The sequence below is a fragment of the Streptomyces sp. DG2A-72 genome (genome assembly GCF_030499575.1).
Lineage (GTDB): Bacteria > Actinomycetota > Actinomycetes > Streptomycetales > Streptomycetaceae > Streptomyces.
Genome location: NZ_JASTLC010000001.1, coordinates 384,631 through 404,447, shown reverse-complemented (window position 1 = coordinate 404,447; position 19,817 = coordinate 384,631). Strand labels below are relative to the sequence as shown.

Below are 19,817 nucleotides of genomic sequence, written 5' to 3'. Positions count from 1 at the left end.
CTCCTCCTCACGGCTGCGTCCCACGGAGTTGAAAGGCGCCCCTATGCGGATACTCGTCATCACCGTCGTGCACCACCCCGAGGACGCCCGCATCCTGCACAGGGAGATAACGGCCCTGAGGGATCGCGGCCACGAGATCGTCTACGCGGCCCCCTTCACTGCCCGCTCAGTGGCGCCGCGGCCGTACGTCGAGGGTGTGGACCTGCCGCGGGCCGCGGGCCGCAGCCGCCGCGCGGCACTGCGTGCGGCCCGCGCCCTGCTCGCCGAACGCGGACCCGAAGTGGATCTGGTGCTGCTGCACGACCCCGAACTGCTGCTGGCCCTCCCCGGCACCCTGCGTCGGTGGCAGCGCACCGGCCGGTCTCCGGTGACGGTGTGGGACGTGCACGAGGACACGGCGGCGGCACTTGCCATGAAGGGCTGGGTGCCGGTTCCGTTGCGCCCGCCCCTGCGCCTCGCGGTGCGCGCGGCGGAACGCCTGGCGGAGCGCCGGCTGCGTCTGCTGCTCGCCGAGGACGCCTACCAGGCGCGCTTTCGCCGATCCCACCCGGTCGTGCCGAACCTCGCCGTCGTTCCCACGGCCGTGCCGGCTCCGCCCGGCGACGACCGGGTCGTCTACGTGGGGCATCTGTCACGGGCCCGCGGCGCGCTGGACCTGATCGAGACGGCCCGACTGCTCGGCCCGTCGTTCCGGATCGAAGTGATCGGCGCGGCGGATCCCGACGTACGCGACGCACTCGCCGAGGCCGACCGCGACGGTGTCCTGCGCTGGCACGACTTCCTGCCCAACGACCGCGCCCTCGCCCTGCTGTCCGGCGCCACGGCCGGCCTCTCTCTCCTGCACGACCAGCCCAACTACCGCCACTCACGCCCCACCAAGGTCGTCGAGTACATGGCTCACGGCGTCCCCGTCGTCACCACGCCGACCCCTCTCGCCGCCGAACTCGTCCGGGGCCACGGCTGCGGCCTCGTCGTCCCCTACGAGGACCCGGCCGCGGCCGCGGCCGCGATACGGCGCCTGAACAGCGACACCGAACTGCGGCTGCGCGCCGCGCTGCGGGGGCGCGACGCGGCCCTCACCGACCTCAACTGGCCCGCGCGCGCAGACGAGTTCGTAGAGTGGCTGGAGAAGTGGGTGGCGGAGTCGGCGGGGTCCCGGAGCGGCCGGCTCACCCGCCCAGCCGTACCGGAATCTCCTGCCAGCCGAACGCGATGAAGGACGGCACCTGCCGCAACGCGCCCTCGTCCACGGCCAGTTCCACCCCGGGGAAGCGGGCGAAGACCGCGGGCAGGGCGGTGAGAGCCTCCATACGGGCGAGGGGCGCACCGATGCACCGGTGCACACCGATCCCGAAAGCCAGATGGTCGTCGGCTCCGCGCCCGGCGTCGAAGGTGTCGGCGTCGGGACCGTAGTGCGCGGGATCGAGCCCAGCGGCGGCGTACGTCGTGATGATGGCGTCGCCGGCGGGGATGGTGACGTCGCCGACGGTCAGGTCCGTGACGGCGAACCGCAACGGCAGCGAGGCGATGGACGGGTGGACCCGCAGCGTCTCCTCGACGACCGCCTCCCAGCCGAGCTTCCCGGACCGTACGGCGGCCAGCTGCTCGGGGTGCGTCAGCAGGGCGACGACCGCGTTGCCGATGAGGTTGACGGTCGTCTCGAAGCCGGCGCCGATGACCAGCAGCAGCGTGTAGAGCAGCTCTTCGTCGCTGAGCCGGTCGCCGTCCTCGTCCCGCACCCGGATCAGTTCGGTGGTGAGGTCGTCCCCGGGGTGTGCGGTGCGGTGGGCGATCAGCGCGGGCAGGACGGTGCCGATCTGCTGCTGAACGGACGCGGCGTGTTCCGGGCTCGGGTCGGAGGTGTCCATGATGGCCGCGATCATTGTGCCGGTCGCGTCCTGCAACTCGTCGGGGACACCGAACAGTTCGCAGATCATCCGCATGGGCAGCGGGTGCGCCAGCCCCGCCTTCAGATCGACCACGGAACCGTCCGCGCCCGTCTGCGCAAGGCCGTCGAGCAGCTCCGCCGTGATCGCCTCCACCCGCGGGCGCATCGCCTCGGTGCGCCGGTGCGTGAAGCTCGGCGAGACCAGCTTGCGCAGGCGCGCGTGGTCGGCACCGTATGTCGAGAGCATGTTGACCACGCCCACCCAGCCCAGGACCCAGCCCCAGGAGGGGTGTTCGCCGATCTCCGGCCACAACTTCCAGTGCAGCCGGGGATCCCTGCTGACCTGCGGATCGAGGATCAGTTCCTTGAGCGTGTCGTAGCCGGTGGGCGCCCAGGCCGGGATGCCGCCGGGCAGCTCCACCGGCACGATCGGGCCGAGGGCGCGCAACCGGGCGCTTTCGGCGAGGATGTCGGCGCCGAACGGGTCGAGAGCGATGCGGTCGGTGACGGTCACGACGGATCTCCTGGCTGGTCGGGGGAGCGGGGGTTGAACCGGACGGGCAGTGAGGTCAGCGAGCGGTGGAAGGGTCCCGGCCGCCAGCTCAGTCGTTCGCGCGGCAGGACCGGCCGCAGATCGGGCAGCCACTGGGTGAGCCGTTCGATCGCCTCGGTGGCGATGAGCAGCGTGTGCTGCTTGACCGGGCAGGCGTGCGGGCCCGCCGACCAGGACAGATGGGAGGCGTCCTGGCGGTGGCGGCCGTCGGTGAGCTCCTGCTCGGCGAAGTGTGCGAGTGCCCCGTACGAGATCACGACCGGCACCGCGGCCCTGATCCACGCCCCGTGGAAGGTCACGGCCCTGCGGGCGTAGTGGATGCCGTAGTTGGCCAGGGGCGTCTCGTGGTGCAGCACCTCCACCACGGCGTCCATCACGGGGCGGGAACCGCTGGTCAGCGTCGAGTAGTAGAGCGGGTTGCCGAGGATCCGGGACAGCGCGTTGGACACCAGGTTCGCCGTCGGTTCGTGTCCGGCGCCGAGGGTGAGGAACACCTGCCAGGTGACCTCCTCCGGAGTGAGCCCGGCCGGATGGTCGAGGAGCCGGCTCGGCAGGTCGTCGCCGCGCTGCTCGGTCTTGGCGGCGATCAGCTCCATGACGTAGCCGCCGAACTCCGCCTCGCCCTGCGCCGCTTCCGCGCCGCCCTCCATCATCCGGCCGAGCGCCGCGTCGAGCCGGTCGCTCTGGCTGTCCGGCAGCCCGAACAGGCTGTTGAACACCAGCGCCATCAACGGCCGCGCGAACTCGCCGACCAGGTCCGCCTCGCCCTGCGGCCCGAACCGGCTCACCAGCACATGCACCGCCCGGTGGACACGGGCGCGCAGGTCGTGCGGTTCGATCCCGTCGAAGGTGTCGATCAGCGTGGTGCGGTAGCGGAGATGGGCCGCCCCGTCCGCGAACAGGGAGTTGGGCCGCCAGCGCATCATGCCGAGCACCGGCGAGTCGTCGGCGACGGTGGCCTCCCACGGCCGCGGATCGTGCGAGAACGTGTCCGTGTCGTGCAGCAGCTCCAGCGCGGCCCGCCGTTCGGTGACGACGTACGCCGGTACGCCCGGGGCGAGTTCCGCCCAGCCGACCGGGCCCTGGGCGCGCAGGGCGTCGTAGTAGCCGTAGGGATCCAGCGCGAAACCGTCCTCCCACAGCCGTACCGGCGCGGAGAGGGAGAAGGCCTGCTGGGCGGGGGGATAGGTGGTCACCTGTGCTCCGGGGGGTGGCGGTCGATCAGGTGCTGGACCAGCGCGAGCAGCGCGTCGATCGAGGAGTTCGCGTCCCGCGCGTCGCACACGACCATCGGGGTCGTCGGCTCCAGGTCGAGGGCGGCGCGCAGCTGTTCGTCGGTGTAGTGCCGGGGCGCGTCGGGGAAGGCGTTGAAGGCGACCGCGTACGGCAGCCCGGTCTCCTCGACCAGGCCGAGCACGTCGAACGACGCGTCGATCCGACGGCTGTCCACCAGGACGAGCGCGCCGAGCGCCCCGTACGCGATGTCGTCCCACAGCGAACGGAACCGCTTTTGCCCCGGCGTGCCGAAGAGATAGAGCACGATGCCGTCCGGCAGGCTGATCCGCCCGAAGTCGATGGCGACGGTCGTCGTCGACTTGTCCTGCACGCCGACGAGATCGTCCGTCTGCGCGGAGGCCTCGCTGAGCGGCTCCTCGGTGTGCAGCGGCCGGATCTCGGAGACGGAGTCGATCAGGGTCGTCTTGCCCACCCCGAAGGGCCCGGCGACGAGGATCTTCACCAAGTCGCGGGCGGTCTGGGGCAAATGGGTGCGGCTAGTCGAGCTTGAGGGCGCGGAGGCCATCGGCCACTCTCTTCAGCAGGTCGGGGGCGAACCGTTCGGCGGGCGGGATCGGCGGGCGGGCCAGCGCCAGGCCCCGGTCGACGAGATCGGCGGCCAGCACGCGCACCGCGGACACCGGCAGCTCCAGCAGAGCCGCGGCCTCCACCACGGTCAGCGATCCGCCGTCCAGGGCGTCCAGCAGGGCCAGTTGAGCGGCGGGCAGGTCCGCGGGCGCGGGTGCTCCGCTGCCGGTGAGCACCGTCAGCCGCTCCAACTGGGGGCGGCTCGGCCGGGCCACGCCGCCGGTCGACAGATACGCGGGTACGAGGGGACGGCCGCCACGCCGGCCGGTCATACGGGCGTGTCGCCGTCGGTTCCTCGGGGCGTGGCCGTCATCGCCTTCTCGCCCAGCCGCGCCACCTGCGAGTGGACACGGTGCGCGAGCAGGTCGAGGCGTACCTCGCCGTCCCCGTACGCGGCCACGCACGTGCCGTGATCCGTCGGGACGATGAGGACATAGCCGTGGTCGGACTCGATGACGACCTGCCGTACCTCCGCCTGGTCCCGGTCGGCGAAGGCTGCCGCTGCCGTCCGGCACGCCCCCTGCACGGTGCTGGTGATGGCGGCCACCCGCTCGGCCGACGGCTGCGCGAGCGCGTCCGTGTACCCCTTCACCAGGCCGTCCCGCGTCAGCAGGACGGCGGCCACGACATGCGGTACCTGGAGGATCGGTTCCAGCACCCACGCCGTCTCGCCCGTATCGCGGCTGGTCATCTGGCCGCTCCCCCTCGTGGTCGGTCTGTTCGGTCTCGTGTGTCGTGGCGGGTACGGCGTCGTTCTCCCGCGCGCGTGCGGCGGCGGTGCCGGACTGCAGCGCGCCGAGTGCCGCGGCGGCGTCCTCGGGGCGGCGCGCGGGAGGCCGCGGCTCGGGTTCGGCCGGTGCGGCGGCGGCCCGGGTACGGCGTCGGCGCTGCGGCAGGCCTCCGGCGTCCGGCGGGCTGTGGTGCCCGGACCCGGCGGCTTCCTCGTCCTGCTCGTTCCCGTAACTGTGGACGGCGGCGGGCACGTTCTTGCGCGTCGAGCGCGGGGCGCTGGCCGCCGGCGGCTGTTCGGCGGGGTCGATACGGGTGAGCAGATGGCTGTCGACGAGCAGCACCGCGCGTACGCCGCCGTACGGGGAGGGCGAGGAGAGGTCCACGCTCAGGTCGAACTGCCGGGTCAGCCGGCCGATCGCGGCGAGTCCCATGCGCGGCGGGTCACCGAGGTCGGTGAGCAGGATCGGCTCGGTACCGGCCACCATCCGCTGGGCGCGGGCCCGTTCGTCCTGCGTCATGCCGAGACCCGCGTCGTCGATGGTGACGCAGACGCCGTGGTGGACGTGCTCCAGGCTGACCGTGACGTCGGTGTCGGGTGCGGAGTGGCGCAGGGCGTTGTCGAGGAGTTCGGCGACGATGATGGCGACCGGCTCGACCGCGTGGGACACCAGGGCGGTGCCCGTCTCCAGGTGGTTGTGGACCCGGACCCGGTGATAGCCCGCCAGCCGGGCCTGACCGCCCGTCACCGCCTCCACCAGGTGCGACTCCTCGCGGGCCAGTCCGACCCACGCCCCGCACACGACCCCGGCGACCTGCGCCCGCCGCAGCGACTGCTCGTTCTCGTGGTCCAGTTGGAACAGCGTCTGCGCCAACTCCGGTTCGTCGTACCGCTGTTGCAGCCCGCGCAGGGCGTCCTGGAGCCGGTACAGGCCCGCCTGGATCTCCCGGGTGGCGCCGCGCATCCCGGCCTGCGCCGCCGCGTCGATCCGGGTGCGCTGCGCCGCCAGCTCCGTGCGCAGCCCCTTGAGCACGTGCTCCATCGCGACACCGAGCGGCGTACCGGCGTTCTGCGGATTCAGCGGCCCCGGCACCACGACGTGCGGATGCGCCAGTTGCCGTGCGGCGGCGGGCACGCGGCGTGCCGCGAGATGCTCGACCTCGGTGATGAACGCCATTGGCGCGCCGTCGAGTTGGGCACGTAATCGGGCTACCTCCTCACGCTGCGAGGCTTGTTGACGCCGGGATCGCAGCAGCCCGCCGAGGAGGGCGAGCGCGGACAGTGTGCCGACGGCGAGACCGCCGACCACCAGGTCCGGTAGTTCGATCATCGAATCGGTATCCATACGAAGTCGGGCAGGGGAGGGTCCGAGGCCCATGGACAAGGCACTCGTCGCCCAGTACACACCGTCATTGACCGGTCTCGCACGGTCGATGGAAACATCGATCCGAAAGGGACCGTTTTCTGTTCGTATCTCATACGGCTGTGCAGGCGCCGTCGACGAGGTGGTGGCCGCTGTAGGCCTCGATGTCGTACTCGCCCGTCGGGGCGACCGTCCCGCGGCCCTGGCGTCCTCCCTACGTCGTCCTGTCGCCGCGCAAGGGCTCGAGCATGGCGAGCGTCCCGTTGGCCTGGCGCAGTGCCACTTCGAGCGTCACGGGTCGGTGCAGCGCGCCGGTTCCATCGGGTGGGATGAGCCACTCGAGGAACCGGGCGGCGCGGTACGGCGGCGGCGTGGCCACCCAGGAGCCCCTGCTCGCACAGCGCAGTCCCTCGCCGATCCACCGGCTGCCCGGGTCCGGCGGGACGAGGAAACCGATCCGGTGGGCCGCGGTGTCCACGAGCGTCGGGCCCGGCGTGGGCAGCGACGGCTGCCACAGCAGGTCCAGGGTGAGCAGGCCCAGCCGGTCGGGCACGCTGAGCAGGTCCCAGAAACGGCCCGCTTCGAGGAGCGCGATCCCTTCACCCCGGTCCCATGCTCGCTTGCAGGCCTGGGGGTCGGGGGAGGCGGCGGCGAGCCACTCCACACCATGCGTCCACATCGTGTCGTTCATGTCGTGCTCCGGGTGCTGTCCGCTCGGCCCCGCGCTGTGCGGAGGGCCGTACCGGCCGGCAGCCTTCGGCGGCACACCAGCTGGGCATATGCATGCTCGTAGATATTTCTACGCGGCGGAAGGGGTGGCGCGACATGTCCTTCCCGAAGGCGGCTCGCCGAGTGCTCGCCCCCAGTGAGTCGAAGCCTGGTTGCCGCAAGAGGTGCACTTCGTGGCCGCGCTCCGCGAGGACCCGGGGGGCGAACGCCACGAGGTCGTCTCAGATGGCGTCGCGAATGGCTCGTTCGAAGCCCACTACGTGGCTGCGGGCCATCTCTGCCGCCTTGTCGGGGTCACCGGCGACGATCGACTCGATCAGTGGTCCGTGCTCCTCGACGTGACCGGCCATGTCGGGCAGACGGTCGATGAACAGGCACCAGATGCGGGTGGCCAGGTTGTCGTGGCGGACGAGGGTGTCCTCCAGATACGGGTTGTGCGTGGCGGCATAGATGGCGCGGTGGACCTGAAGGTCCAGGCGCATCAGCTCGGCGGCGTCCTGCCGGCGGGAATCCACGCTCTCCAGCTCCCGCAGTACGGCCGCCAGGGTCGCCCGGTCCGCGGCCGTGGCCCGCCGCGCGGCCTGGGCGGCGGCCAGGGGCTCCAGCTCCTGGCGCACCTCGGAGATATGCGCCAGGTCGGTGATGTTGACGTCGGTGGCGAAGGTGCCGCGCCGGGGGTAGGTCGTGATCAGGCGCTCGTACTGGAGCCGCTTGAGCGCCTCGCGCACCGGCGTCCGTCCGACGCCGAGGGACTGGCCCAGCTGGTCCTCGTTGATCGGCGCGCCCGGGCGGATCTCCAGCATCACGAGCCGGTCGCGGATGGCGCGGTAGGCGCGTTCGGCGAGGGACAGCTCCTCACCCGTGGGCTCGGTCGCCAGCTGCTGCATGAATGCCCCCTTGACCTGTCCGGCGAACTCCCATACCTTACCGCACAGGCTGATATATCAGTTGCTCTTTAGTTGACTCTCAGGACGGTGCGCAGATGGCAACGAACCCGTCGATCACCACGGTCACCTCCCCCCTCTCCCTCCCGCTCAGCGAACTCGACCCGGACGTCGCCGCCGCGGTGGACGCCGAGCTGCACCGCCAGCAGTCGACCCTCGAGATGATCGCCTCGGAGAACTTCGCCCCGGCCGCCGTCATGGAGGCGCAGGGCTCGGTCCTGACCAACAAGTACGCCGAGGGCTACCCGGGCCGCCGTTACTACGGCGGCTGTGAACACGTCGACGTCATCGAGCAGTTGGCCATCACCCGCGTCAAGGAACTCTTCGGCGCCGAGGCCGCGAACGTACAGCCGCACTCGGGTGCCCAGGCCAACGCGGCGGCCATGTTCGCGCTGCTGAACCCCGGCGACACCATCCTCGGCCTCGACCTCGCGCACGGGGGGCACCTGACCCACGGCATGCGCATCAACTACTCCGGCAAGCTCTACAACGTCGTGCCGTACCACGTGCGCACGTCGGACATGCGCATCGACATGGACGAGGTCGAGCAGCTCGCTCTCGCACACCGGCCCAAGATGATCGTCGCCGGCTGGTCGGCCTACCCCCGCCGGCTGGACTTCGCCGAGTTCCGGCGGATCGCCGACGCGGTGGGCGCGTATCTGCTGGTGGACATGGCGCATTTCGCCGGTCTTGTGGCCGCGGGCCTGCACCCGAGCCCGGTACCGTACGCCGACGTCGTCACGACCACCACGCACAAGACCCTCGGCGGCCCGCGCGGCGGGGTGATCCTCAGCCGTGCCGGCCTCGCCAAGAAGATCAACTCCGCGGTCTTCCCGGGACAGCAGGGCGGTCCGCTGGAGCACGTCATCGCGGCGAAGGCGGTGGCCTTCAAGGTGGCGGCGGGGGAGGAGTTCAAGGAGCGCCAGCAGCGCACGCTGTACGGCGCCAGGATCCTCGCCGGCCGGCTGCTGGCCGACGACGTGGCCGAGGCCGGGATCACCGTGCTGACCGGCGGTACCGAGGTCCACCTGGTCCTCGTCGACCTGCGTAACTCCGAGCTGGACGGGCAGCAGGCCGAGGACCGCCTGCACCGCATCGGCATCACCGTCAACCGCAACGCGGTGCCGTTCGACCCCCGCCCGCCGATGGTCTCCTCGGGCCTGCGGATCGGCACCCCGGCCCTCGCCACCCGAGGCTTCGGCGACACGGAGTTCCGGGAGGTTGCCGACATCATCGCCCAGGCCCTGAAGGACGAACGGCTCGGCGACGAGCGTGCGGGCCTGCTGCGCGACCGCGTCGAGAAGCTCGCCGCCGCCTTCCCCCTCTACCCCCACCTGAACGGAGCCGCGGCATGAGCGCCGAGCCGCTGCCGGAGCACCCGGACTTCCTCTGGCGCAACCCCGAGCCGCGCTCCTCCTACGACGTCGTCATCGTCGGCGGGGGCGGCCACGGACTGGCCACCGCCTACTACCTCGCCAAGAACCACGGCATCACCAACGTCGCCGTCCTGGAGAAGGGCTGGCTGGCCGGCGGCAACATGGCCCGCAACACCACGATCATCCGCTCCAACTACCTGTGGGACGAGAGCGCGGCGATCTACGAACACGCGCTCAAGCTGTGGGAGCAGCTCCCCGAGGAGCTGGACTACGACTTCCTGTTCAGCCAGCGCGGCGTGCTCAACCTCGCGCACACCCTCCAGGACGTCCGCGAGGGCATGCGCCGCGTGGGCGCCAACCGCCTCAACGGAGTCGACGCCCAGTGGCTGGAGCCGGACGAGGTCGCCAAGGTCTGCCCCATCCTCAACGTCTCGTCCCGCACCCGCTATCCGGTCCTCGGCGGCACCTTCCAGCCGCGGGCCGGCATCGCCAAGCACGACCACGTCGCCTGGGCGCTGGCCCGCCGCGCCGACGAGCTGGGTGTGGACCTGATCCAGGGCTGCGAGGTCACCGGCTTCCTCAAGGACGGCGACCGGGTCGTGGGGGTCGAGACGAACCGGGGCCGCATCCTCGCCGGGCGGGTCGGTCTCGCGGCGGCCGGGCACAGCAGCGTGCTGGCCGAGCGGGCGGGCGTACGACTGCCGGTGCAGTCGCACCCGCTGCAAGCCCTGGTCTCCGAACTGCACGAACCGGTGCACCCCACCGTCGTCATGTCGAACCACGTGCACGTCTACGTCTCCCAGGCGCACAAGGGCGAGTTGGTGATGGGCGCGGGCGTCGACTCGTACAACGGCTACGGGCAGCGCGGCTCCTTCCACGTGATCGAGCAGCAGATGGCCGCCGCCGTCGAACTGTTCCCCGTCTTCGCCCGCGCGCACGTGCTGCGCACCTGGGGCGGCATCGTCGACGTCACACCGGACGCCTCCCCGATCATCGGCCGCACCCCCGTGGAGAACCTCTACGTCAACTGCGGCTGGGGCACCGGCGGATTCAAGGCCACCCCGGCCGCCGGCTGGACCTTCGCACACACCCTCGCCACCGGCGAACCGCATCCGCTGAACGCCCCCTTCGCCCTCGAACGCTTCACGACGGGCGCGTTGATCGACGAGCACGGCGCCGCGGCCGTGGCCCACTGAGGAGGACACTGTGCTGCTCATCCGCTGCCCATGGTGCGGTCCGCGTGACGAGACCGAGTACCACTACGGGGGACAGGCCCACGTCCCCTACCCCGAGACCCCCGCCGACCTCACCGACGAGCAGTGGGCCGAGTACGTCTTCTACCGCGACAACCCCAAGGGCCCCTTCGCCGAGCGCTGGATGCACAGCACCGGCTGCCGCCGCTGGTTCAACGTCCTGCGCGACACCGTCAGTTACCAGGTGCTCGCCTCCTACCGGGTCGACGAGCCCCGCCCCGAACTGCCCCAGGCCGGAGGGAACCGATGACCGACCAGCACTTCCGGCTCCGGCAAGGGGGCCGCATCGACCGCGGCACCGTGCTGCGGTTCACCGTCGACGGACGGGAGTTGACCGGGCACCCCGGTGACACCGTCGCCTCCGCGATGCTGGCGAACGGCCTCGTCGAGGTCGCCCCCTCGCTCTACCGCAGCCGCCCGCGCGGCATCGTCGCCGCGGGTGTGGAGGAGCCCAACGCGCTGTTGCAGATCGACGGTTCGTGCTCCGAGGGCATGCTGCCGGCGACGACCGTGGAGCTGTACGACGGCCTGTCCGCCACCACGCTGTCCGGCATGGGCCGACTGGACCCGACCCCTGACCCCGCCGTCTACGACAAGAAGTACGTCCACACCGACGTCCTGGTCGTCGGCGCCGGACCGGCCGGGCTCGCTGCCGCCGCCGCTGCCGCCGAGTCCGGTGCCCGCGTGATCCTCATCGACGAGCAGCCGGAGACCGGTGACTGGGAGGGTGCCACCGAGATGCGGGCGGCGCTCGACGCGGCGCCCGAGGCCGTCGTACTGCATCGGACCACGGCGTTCGGGTCGTACGACGACAACTACGTGCTGGCGCTGCAACGGCGCACCGACCATCTCGGAGCCGACGCCCCCGCCGGCGTCTCGCGGCAGCGGCTGTGGCACATCCGCGCCCGTCAGGTGGTTCTGGCGACCGGCGCGCATGAGCGTCCGCTGGTCTTCGCGGGCAACGACCGGCCCGGGGTGATGCTCGCCGGTGCCGTCCGTACCTACCTCAACCGGTATGGCGTGGTGGTGGGTTCCCGGGTCGTGGTGAGCACGACCAACGACAGCGCCTACGACACGGTCGCCGACCTGCACGCCGCGGGTGTCGCGGTGACCGTTGTGGTGGACGCACGCCCCGAGCTGTCCGAGCGGGCCACCGAGGTCGCCGCGGCTACCGGCGTACGGGTCCTGACGGAAAGCGCGGTCGTCGACACGGCGGGCGAGGGACGGATCTCCTCGGTCGCGGTCCAGGGCCTTGATGCGGACGGCCGACTCACCGGTGTGGCCGAGTCCTTCGAGTGCGACCTGCTCGCCGTCTCGGGCGGCTGGAGCCCGGTGGTGCACCTGCACAGCCAGCGGCAGGGGCGGCTGCGCTGGGACTCCGAGTTGGTCGCCTTCGTGCCCGACGGGAACGTGCGGGACCAGCAAGTCGTCGGTGCGGCGCGCGGGACGTACTCGCTCGACGGATGCGTGGCCGAGGGGGCGCGAGCCGGTGCGCTGGCGGCGACGGAGGCCGGATTCCCGGTGCCGGTGCCGACGGCGTCGTACGAGGAGGTGCGTCCTGAGGTGCGCGCCCTGTGGCTCGTGCCGGGCACTGACGACAGCTGGGACACCCACTTCGTCGATCTCCAGCGCGATGTCACCGTCGCCGATGTCTGGCGCTCCACCGGCGCCGGCATGCGCGGCGTCGAGCACGTCAAGCGCTACACCTCGCTCGGCACGGCGAACGACCAGGGCAAGACGTCCGGGGTCAACGCGATCGGGGTGATCGCCGAGGTGCTGGGCGGTTCCCTGGGAGAGATCGGCACCACGGCCTACCGGGCGCCGTACGCGCCGGTTGCCTTCGCCGCCCTGGCGGGGCGTGAGCGCGGTGAGCTGTTCGATCCGGAGCGGACCACCTCCATCCACAGGTGGCACGTCGCTCAAGGCGCGATGTTCGAGGACGTCGGCCAGTGGAAGCGCCCCTGGTACTACCCCCAGCCGGGCGAGGACATGGACACGGCCGTGGCCCGCGAATGCCGTGCGGCCCGTGAGGGCGTGGCCTTCATGGACGCGTCCACCCTCGGCAAGATCGAGATCTGGGGCGCGGACGCGGGCGAGTTCCTCAACCGCGTCTACACCAACGCCTTCAAGAAGCTGAAGCCCGGCATGGCCCGCTACGGCGTGATGTGCAAGCCCGACGGCATGATCTTCGACGACGGCGTGACCCTGCGCCTCGACGACAACCGCTACTTCATGACCACCACGACCGGCGGCGCCGCCGGGGTCCTGGACTGGCTGGAGGAGTGGCTGCAGACCGAGTGGCCCGAACTCGACGTCCACTGCACCTCGGTGACCGAGCAGTGGTCGACGATCGCCGTCGTCGGCCCGCAGTCGCGCGAGGTCGTCGCGGGTCTCGCGCCCGACGTCGACCTGTCCGCCGAGGCCTTCCCCTTCATGGCCTTCCGCGAGACCACCCTGGCCTCCGGCATCCCGGCCCGCATCTGCCGGATCTCCTTCTCCGGCGAACTCGCCTACGAGATCAACGTCTCCGCGTGGTACGGCCTGGAGGTCTGGGAGGAGGTGTACGCGATCGGCCGGCCGTACGGCATCACCCCGTACGGCACCGAGACCATGCACGTCCTGCGGGCCGAGAAGGGCTACATCATCGTCGGCCAGGACACCGACGGCACCGTCACCCCGCAGGACGCGGGCATGTCCTGGGTGGTCTCGAAGCAGAAGGACTTCATCGGCAAGCGGTCCTACTCCCGTGCCGACACCTCCCGCACCGACCGCAAGCAGCTGGTCGGACTGCTGCCGAGCGACCGCACGACCCGGCTGCCGGAAGGTACCCAACTCGTCGCGCCGGACGTCCCCTTGGAGACGGTGCCCGTGCCGATGCTGGGCCACGTCACCTCCAGCTACCACAGCCCGGCCCTCGGCCGCCCCTTCGCTCTCGCCCTCGTCGCCGACGGGCGGTCGAGGATCGGCGAGACCCTGCTCGCCCCGGTGGGCGAGGACCTGGTGCCCGTCGAGGTGGCCGACTTCGTCCTCTACGACCCCGAAGGGACCAAGCGAGATGGCTGAGCTGACCGAGTCCGGCCCGGTGCGCCCGCGCCGCAGCCCCCTGGAACACCTGGAAGACCGGATGCGCGCCGCCACGGTCACCGGCGCCCGCGCTGTCGCGCTGACCGAGCGGCCGTTCCTCGCCATGGCGAACCTGCGCGTCGACCCCGCTTCCGAAGCGGCCGACCGCATCGAAAAGGCCCTGGGGGCGCCGCTCCCGCGGCAGTGCGGCGACACCACCGCATCCGGCCCCCACGCGGTCGTATGGCTCGGCCCGGACGAGTGGCTCGTGCTGTCCCAGGCCGACGCGACCGCCCTGGCCGCCGAGTTGACGGAGGCGCTCGGCGGGGACCCGGGCTCGGTGGTGGACGTCTCGGCGAACCGCACCACACTGGAGCTGACCGGCCCGGCCGCCCGGCAGGTGCTGGAGAAGGGCTGCCCGCTGGACCTGCATCCCCGGGTCTTCGGACCCGGCCGGGCGGTGTCGACCACGGTGGGACCGGTCGCGGTGCTGCTCTGGCAGGTCGACGACGCGCCGACGTACCGCCTGTTCCCGCGGTCCTCGTTCGCCGACTACCTGGCGCGCTGGCTCATCGACGCGATGAGCGAGCACGACGGCCCGGAGGTGCCGTGATGGGGGCGCCGGTCGAGCACGTACTCACCCTGGACTGCCCAGAAGGGCCCGGCATCGTCCACGCCGTCTCGCGGTTCCTGCTCGATCACGGCTGCGACATCATCGACAACCAGCAGTTCGGCGAGCGCCGTGACGGCCACTTCTTCATGCGGGTGCATTTCGCTGCCACCCTCGGCAGCGAGAACACCACGGAGACCCTGCACCGCGACTTCGCCACCGTGGCCGCCCCGTTCGCCATGCGCTGGCACCTCGAACCGATCACCGCCAGGCGCCGCGTGCTGATCATGGTGTCCCGCTACGGCCACTGCCTCAACGACCTCCTCTTCCGCGCCCGCAGCGGCGACCTGCCCATCGACGTGGTCGCGGTGGTCTCCAACCACCGCGACCACGAGGCGCTCGTCACCTGGCACGACATCCCGTTCTTCCACGTGCCGGTCACCGCCGCGACCAAGCCCGAGGCAGAAGCCCGGCTCCTGGAGATCGTCGACTCGTTCGACGTCGACCTGGTCGTCCTGGCGCGCTACATGCAGGTGCTCACCGACGGCCTGTGCACGCGCCTGGCCGGCCGGATGATCAACATCCACCACTCGTTCCTGCCGAGCTTCAAGGGCGCCAAGCCCTACCACCAGGCACACGACCGCGGCGTCAAACTCGTCGGCGCCACCGCCCACTACGTCACCGCCGACCTCGACGAAGGCCCGATCATCGCCCAGCAGGTCATCGACGTCGACCACCGCCACACCCCCGACGACCTCGCCGCCATCGGCCGCGACGCGGAATCGGCGGCCCTGGCCCGAGCGGTCCGATGGCACTGCGAAGGCCGGGTGTTCGTCCAGGGCAGACGCACGGTGGTGCTTCGCTGACGACGGCTCCCCGCGCCCCGAAGGGGCGCGGGGCTGTATCGATGTGCGGCTCCGCCGCGCGGGCGCGACCAGCCACGACGACGCCGCAGACGACCGACGGACCATCACCGCACTTCCAGCGGAGCTAGCCGCGACGTCCCGCCGGATCGTTCGCCGTCGCCTCCCGTTCCGCCCCGGTGGTGATGGACGCGGTGCCGGTGCCCGCGTCGGCTGCCGGTTCCGCCCGGTCCCCGTGACCCGGCCACCACGCCGCGTGACCGATCAGCGCGGTGAGGCTCGGGGTGAAGAACATCGCCATGACGAACGCGGCGATCGCGATGCCGAAGGAGACGGCGAAACCCATCTCCGTGAGCAGGGAGTTGCCCGCCAGCATCATCGTGGCGAAGGTCGCCGCGAGGATGACACCCGCGGCGGCCACGGTCGGACCGGCGTGTTTGATTGCCATGCTGGCCGCCTCGCGCGGTTCGCGGCCCTCGCGTGCCTCCTCGCGGAGCCGGGCGATCATGAGGATGTTGTAGTCGGTGCCGATGGCGACCACGAAGAGGTACATGATCACCGGCAGCATGAACATCAGGCCCGAATGCCCCGCCCCGTCCTGGAAGATCCACACCGTCGCACCCAGGGTGGCGCCGAATCCGAGCCCCACCGACGCGATCAGATACCAGGGGGCGACCACGCTGCGCAGCAGCAGCCCCAGGATGACCATGATCAGCACGGCGGCGACGGGGAAGACCGTCCGGTAGTCGTGGTTGACCGCGGTGTCGATGTCCTTGTAGATCGAGGACATACCGCCGACCAGAGCCTCGGTGCCCTCGGGCGCGTCGGAGTGCGCGACGTCCCGTACCCGGCTCACCGCGTCGATCGCCTTGTCCGTCGACGCCTCGTACCGGAGCGTGACGGTGAAGTCCGCGGTGGTGCCTTCCTTGTTCACCTGCGTCATACGGGCACTCGCGACGCCGTCCACGGCACCGAGCTTCTTTGCGTACGTGTCGAAGGCGGCCTTGTCGAGTGGCTCGCCGTCGGTGCTGGACAGGTAGACGTCGGTCGGCGCGGCGGCGCCGGCCGAGTACGCCTTCTCCATCTCGTCCTGGACGACCATGGACTCCTTGGTCTTGGGCATGGAGCCCGAGGCCAGGTCGAACGTCGCCTTGTAGCCGAAGGTACCCAGCGACAACACGAGCAGGACGAGACCGGACACCACGGCGGTCAGCGCGGGGCGGCGCTGCACGCTCCGGCCGAGGGCGGCGAAGCGGGCGTTCTCCGGCTCCCGTTGCCAGGACTTGGAGGGCCAGAAGACCTTCGGCCCGATGAGTGAGACCACGGCCGGGATCAGGGTCAGGCCCGCGACCAGGGTGGCGGCCACCGCGATGGCCAGCGCGGGCCCCATCTGCTTGAGGAAGCCCAGCGTGGACAGCACCAGCGCCAGGAACGCGATGATGACCGCCCCGGCGGCCGAGGCGATGGCCTCGCCGACCCGGGCCACCGCGTTGACCATGGCCTGCTTGGGTTCGTCGCCGGCGCGCAGGCGTTCGCGGTAACGGAAGATCAGGAAGAGGAAGTAGTCGGTGCCCACGCCGAAGAGCACGACGATCAGGATCGACGAGATCGAACTGTTGGCCTGCAGGTCGAACAGCTTGGTGGCGTAAGCGATCAGCCCGTTGGCGATCGCGGCCACCACGCCGATCAGGACCAGGGGGAGCACGGCCAGGATCGGCGCCCGGAAGATGATCAGCAGGGTCACCAGGATGATGACGAAGGTGCCGATGCCGATCAGTGCCTCGCCGCGTTGGGACGAGTCCTGCTGGTCCAGGGCCTGTGCTGCGGAGCCGCCGAGCTTGACGTCCAGATCGGTGCCCTGGGCGAGTTCCTTGACGTCCTCGCGCAACACCTCGGCCGCGTCGGCCTGTTTGGGCGTGCCGGCGTTGTTGCTGTCCATCTGAACCAGGGTCAGGGCGTACCTGCCGTCCTCGGACGGCTGGCCGGGGACGACCTTCTGCACCTGGTCGATGTTCTTCCTGCCCAGCTCGGTGGTGATCCGGGCGACGTCCTGCTGGTCGGCGGCGGTCAACTCGCCGCCGTCGGTGCGCTGGTAGAGCGCGATCGCGGAGGGGGTGAAGGCGCTGGGGAACGCCTTCTCCTGGAGGTCGGCGGCTTTGATGGACTCGTAACTCTTGGGCAGGAAACTGCTCTCGTCACTGGTGGAGGGCAGGCTCGGGGCGGTGGCCACGATGGCAACCGCCGCGATCAGCCATGCCGCGATCGTCCAGACGGGATGTCGGACGACAGCGCTGCCAATACGTCGGAACATGCGGGGGGTCCTCCTGGAAGGAAGATCACCGCAGCCCGGGGAGCGGACCCTGGCATCGGCGACCTCGACCGGCCCTCACCGACCGAGCCGGTCGAATGGTTGTCTGAGGCTCTCAATCGTAGTGACCGAAGGGGATCAGTACGTCAAGGGGGTCCGATCACAGGGCCCGAGCCACCAGAAGGGCGACGTCGTCATGGTCGTCGGAGGTGCGCAGGCCGTACAGCAGGAGGTCGCACGTCTCCTCGAGCGGGCGGTGTGATTCGTCGAGGAAGCTGAGGAGGACGTTCAGGCGTTCGTCGATCGGGTGGTGGCGGGTCTCGACGAGGCCGTCGGTGTAGAGGACCAGCAGATCGCCGGGGACCAGATCGACCGTGGTGGTCTCGAAGGGGATGCCGCCGACTCCGAGCGGGGCCCCCGAGGGCAGATCGAGGAGTGCGGGGGCGTGTCCGGGGCCGGCCAGCGCCGGTGGCATGTGGCCCGCGTTGGCGACGAGGCACTGCCTGGTCCGCGGGTCGTAGACGGCGTAGAGGCAGGTGACGATGTAGTGCTCCAGGTCGCAGGTGATCTTGTCCAGGTGCTGGAGCACGGCGCCGGGAGCGAGGTCGAGGTCCGCGTAGGCGCAGGTGGCGGTGCGCAGCCGTCCCATGGTGGCGGCGGCGTCGATGCCGTTGCCCATGACGTCGCCCACGACCAGGGCGGTCTTGTCGTCGCTCAGGGGGATGACGTCGTACCAGTCCCCGCCGACCTCGCTGGTGGCCTGAGCGGGCTGGTAGCGGGAGGCGAGTTCCAGACCGGTGTGGTGCGGCGGATGGTCGGGCAGCAGGCTGCGCTGGAGGGTGAGGGCGGTGTTGCGCACGCTCTGGAACCAGCGGGCGTTGTCGATCGCCACGGCGGCACGGCCGGCCAGCTCACAGGCGAGGACGACATCGTCGGCGTCGAAGGGCAGCGGATTGCCGGTGCGCTTGAGGTCGAGCGCGCCGAGCACCTCGCCATGGGCGATCAACGGCACCGCGAGATAGGAGTGGACACCGGCCTGCGCCAGGAGCGTGGCGGCTTCGGCATCGCGGGCGATGCGCGGCAGATCGTGGTCGTCGACATGGGGGACGAGGATCGGCCGCCCGGTGTGGACGCACAGGGTGACCAGCCGGTCACCGTCGTAGGCGGCCAGGTCACCGGGAGGGCCGGCGGCGCGCAGGGCCACCGTCGGGTGGGCCGCTTTGAGGGCGAGGGCGCGGAAGTACTCCGGGCTGTTGTCGGTTCTGCGGATACGCCGGCAGGCCAGGGCCGAGTCGAGGACGTCCACGGCGACCACGTCCGCGAGCGCTCCGGTGGCGACCTCCGCCAGTTCCCGGGCGGTCTGCTCCACCTCCAGACTGGTGCCGACGCGCGTCGAGGCGTCGGCGATGAGCGCCAGGCGCCGCCGGGCCCGGTCGGCCTCGGCGGCCGCGCGGTGCCGTTCGGTGACGTCGACGACCGAGGTGGCTGCCCCCAGGACCCGACCGCCGGGGTCCTCCAGCCGGTAGAACGACAGGGACCAGGCGTGCTCGTGCTCCGGATCGGCCGGGGGACGGCCCACGTGGTACTGGTCGAGCAGCGGAGTGCCCGTGGTGAGCACCTGACGCAGCGCGGACTCGATCGTGTCGATGTCGGGCAGGGGCAGGGTCTCCCGCAGCGTACGGCCGATGTGGGCCTCGGCGGGAATGCCGTCGATGCGCTCCAGCGCCGGGTTGACCAGGAGATACCGCAGGTCCGGGTCCATGAGCGCCAGCCCGATGGGGGACTGGTTTATCAGCCGCTCGCACAGGGCCAGATCGGTCTCGACGCGCTGGAGCAGGCTGTGGTCGGCCGCGATGCCCAGCGCGTAGACGTCTCCGAGATCGTCCAGCAGCCGCATGTTGCGGAACTCCGTCAGACGGGTGCTGCCGTCCTTGAGCCGGATGGGGAAGGTGCCCGCCCAGCTCCGGCCGGTCTCCAGTACGTCCGCGAACAGCTTCGCCACGACCTGCAGATGCTCGGGGTGGATGAACAGCCGCGCCGCGTACTTGCCGAGAACCTCTTCGGAGGTGTACCCGAACAAATCCTCCGCCTGTGGGGTCCAGAACACGATGCGCCCGTCGGCGTCGACGACCACCGCCGCCACGCTCAGGACATCCAGCAGGCCGGTCGGCCGGGGCGGCTCGGGGCGGTACTCGTCACCGTCGGACGGGAAGGATTCGGCTGTCATCCCTCGGCCCTCCTCCAGCGGCCGGCAGGACGTACCGACCTGTGTCG

General features: G+C 71.0%; 15 protein-coding genes and 2 pseudogenes. 7 read left to right on the top strand and 10 right to left on the bottom strand.

Going from position 1 to position 19,817, the window contains the following annotated elements; all coding sequences use genetic code 11:
• Window positions 1-43 precede the first annotated feature (43 nt).
• Complete coding sequence (locus tag QQY66_RS02160) at window positions 44-1,216, top strand: glycosyltransferase (RefSeq protein ID WP_301977297.1); 1,173 nt, start codon at window positions 44-46, stop codon at window positions 1,214-1,216.
• On the opposite strand, the gene QQY66_RS02155 is transcribed toward QQY66_RS02160, so the two are convergent.
• The 8 genes and pseudogenes from QQY66_RS02155 to QQY66_RS02120 form a co-directional block, all read right to left on the bottom strand.
• On the bottom strand, window positions 1,170-2,402 hold the full coding sequence (locus QQY66_RS02155) for a cytochrome P450 (protein WP_301977296.1): 1,233 nt from the start codon (window positions 2,400-2,402) through the stop codon (window positions 1,170-1,172). The two genes, QQY66_RS02160 and QQY66_RS02155, sit on opposite strands and share 47 nt — an antisense overlap.
• Window positions 2,399-3,637 carry a cytochrome P450 gene (locus QQY66_RS02150; RefSeq protein WP_301977295.1) on the bottom strand — a complete coding sequence of 413 codons (1,239 nt, stop codon included), beginning with the start codon at window positions 3,635-3,637 and terminating at the stop codon, window positions 2,399-2,401. The genes QQY66_RS02155 and QQY66_RS02150 overlap by 4 nt, the downstream gene beginning before the upstream one ends.
• Window positions 3,634-4,242 carry an ATP/GTP-binding protein gene (locus QQY66_RS02145; protein ID WP_301977294.1) on the bottom strand — a complete coding sequence of 203 codons (609 nt, stop codon included), beginning with the start codon at window positions 4,240-4,242 and terminating at the stop codon, window positions 3,634-3,636. Before QQY66_RS02145 ends, QQY66_RS02150 begins: the two co-directional genes overlap by 4 nt.
• Window positions 4,214-4,492: pseudogene (locus QQY66_RS02140) on the bottom strand (DUF742 domain-containing protein); the annotation flags it as partial. The pseudogene QQY66_RS02140 and the gene QQY66_RS02145, both read right to left, overlap by 29 nt.
• Before the next feature lie 80 nt (window positions 4,493-4,572).
• The gene (locus QQY66_RS02135) at window positions 4,573-4,995 is read right to left on the bottom strand and encodes a roadblock/LC7 domain-containing protein (RefSeq protein WP_301987115.1); all 423 of its coding nucleotides are present in this window, start codon (window positions 4,993-4,995) and stop codon (window positions 4,573-4,575) included.
• A 595-nt stretch (window positions 4,996-5,590) separates the two neighbouring features.
• Window positions 5,591-5,998, bottom strand: a pseudogene (locus tag QQY66_RS50205) (hypothetical protein); the annotation flags it as partial.
• Between the two features lie 613 nt (window positions 5,999-6,611).
• The gene (locus QQY66_RS02125) at window positions 6,612-7,088 is read right to left on the bottom strand and encodes a hypothetical protein (protein WP_301977293.1); all 477 of its coding nucleotides are present in this window, start codon (window positions 7,086-7,088) and stop codon (window positions 6,612-6,614) included.
• A gap of 259 nt (window positions 7,089-7,347) precedes the next feature.
• Window positions 7,348-8,013 carry a GntR family transcriptional regulator gene (locus QQY66_RS02120; RefSeq protein ID WP_301977292.1) on the bottom strand — a complete coding sequence of 222 codons (666 nt, stop codon included), beginning with the start codon at window positions 8,011-8,013 and terminating at the stop codon, window positions 7,348-7,350.
• Window positions 8,014-8,108: 95 nt separating this feature from the next.
• Between QQY66_RS02120 and glyA the strand changes: the two genes are divergently transcribed.
• The 6 genes from glyA to purU are packed head-to-tail and all read left to right on the top strand — an operon-like array spanning window position 8,109 to window position 15,238.
• Window positions 8,109-9,425: a serine hydroxymethyltransferase gene (glyA, locus tag QQY66_RS02115; RefSeq protein WP_301977291.1), complete on the top strand. Its 1,317-nt coding sequence runs from the start codon at window positions 8,109-8,111 to the stop codon at window positions 9,423-9,425.
• Window positions 9,422-10,642, top strand: coding sequence for a sarcosine oxidase subunit beta family protein (locus QQY66_RS02110; protein WP_301977290.1), 1,221 nt, complete (start codon window positions 9,422-9,424; stop codon window positions 10,640-10,642). Before glyA ends, QQY66_RS02110 begins: the two co-directional genes overlap by 4 nt.
• A 10-nt stretch (window positions 10,643-10,652) precedes the next feature.
• Window positions 10,653-10,949: a sarcosine oxidase subunit delta gene (locus tag QQY66_RS02105; RefSeq protein WP_301977289.1), complete on the top strand. Its 297-nt coding sequence runs from the start codon at window positions 10,653-10,655 to the stop codon at window positions 10,947-10,949.
• The gene (locus QQY66_RS02100; protein WP_301977288.1) at window positions 10,946-13,762 is read left to right on the top strand and encodes a sarcosine oxidase subunit alpha family protein; all 2,817 of its coding nucleotides are present in this window, start codon (window positions 10,946-10,948) and stop codon (window positions 13,760-13,762) included. Before QQY66_RS02105 ends, QQY66_RS02100 begins: the two co-directional genes overlap by 4 nt.
• Window positions 13,755-14,375: a sarcosine oxidase subunit gamma gene (locus QQY66_RS02095; RefSeq protein WP_301977287.1), complete on the top strand. Its 621-nt coding sequence runs from the start codon at window positions 13,755-13,757 to the stop codon at window positions 14,373-14,375. Before QQY66_RS02100 ends, QQY66_RS02095 begins: the two co-directional genes overlap by 8 nt.
• Window positions 14,375-15,238 carry a formyltetrahydrofolate deformylase gene (gene purU, locus QQY66_RS02090; protein WP_301977286.1) on the top strand — a complete coding sequence of 288 codons (864 nt, stop codon included), beginning with the start codon at window positions 14,375-14,377 and terminating at the stop codon, window positions 15,236-15,238. Before QQY66_RS02095 ends, purU begins: the two co-directional genes overlap by 1 nt.
• Before the next feature lie 124 nt (window positions 15,239-15,362).
• On the opposite strand, the gene QQY66_RS02085 is transcribed toward purU, so the two are convergent.
• The gene (locus tag QQY66_RS02085; RefSeq protein WP_301977285.1) at window positions 15,363-17,546 is read right to left on the bottom strand and encodes an MMPL family transporter; all 2,184 of its coding nucleotides are present in this window, start codon (window positions 17,544-17,546) and stop codon (window positions 15,363-15,365) included.
• 157 nt (window positions 17,547-17,703) lie between these two features.
• Window positions 17,704-19,770, bottom strand: coding sequence for a SpoIIE family protein phosphatase (locus QQY66_RS02080; RefSeq protein ID WP_301977284.1), 2,067 nt, complete (start codon window positions 19,768-19,770; stop codon window positions 17,704-17,706).
• Window positions 19,771-19,817: the final 47 nt, after the last annotated feature.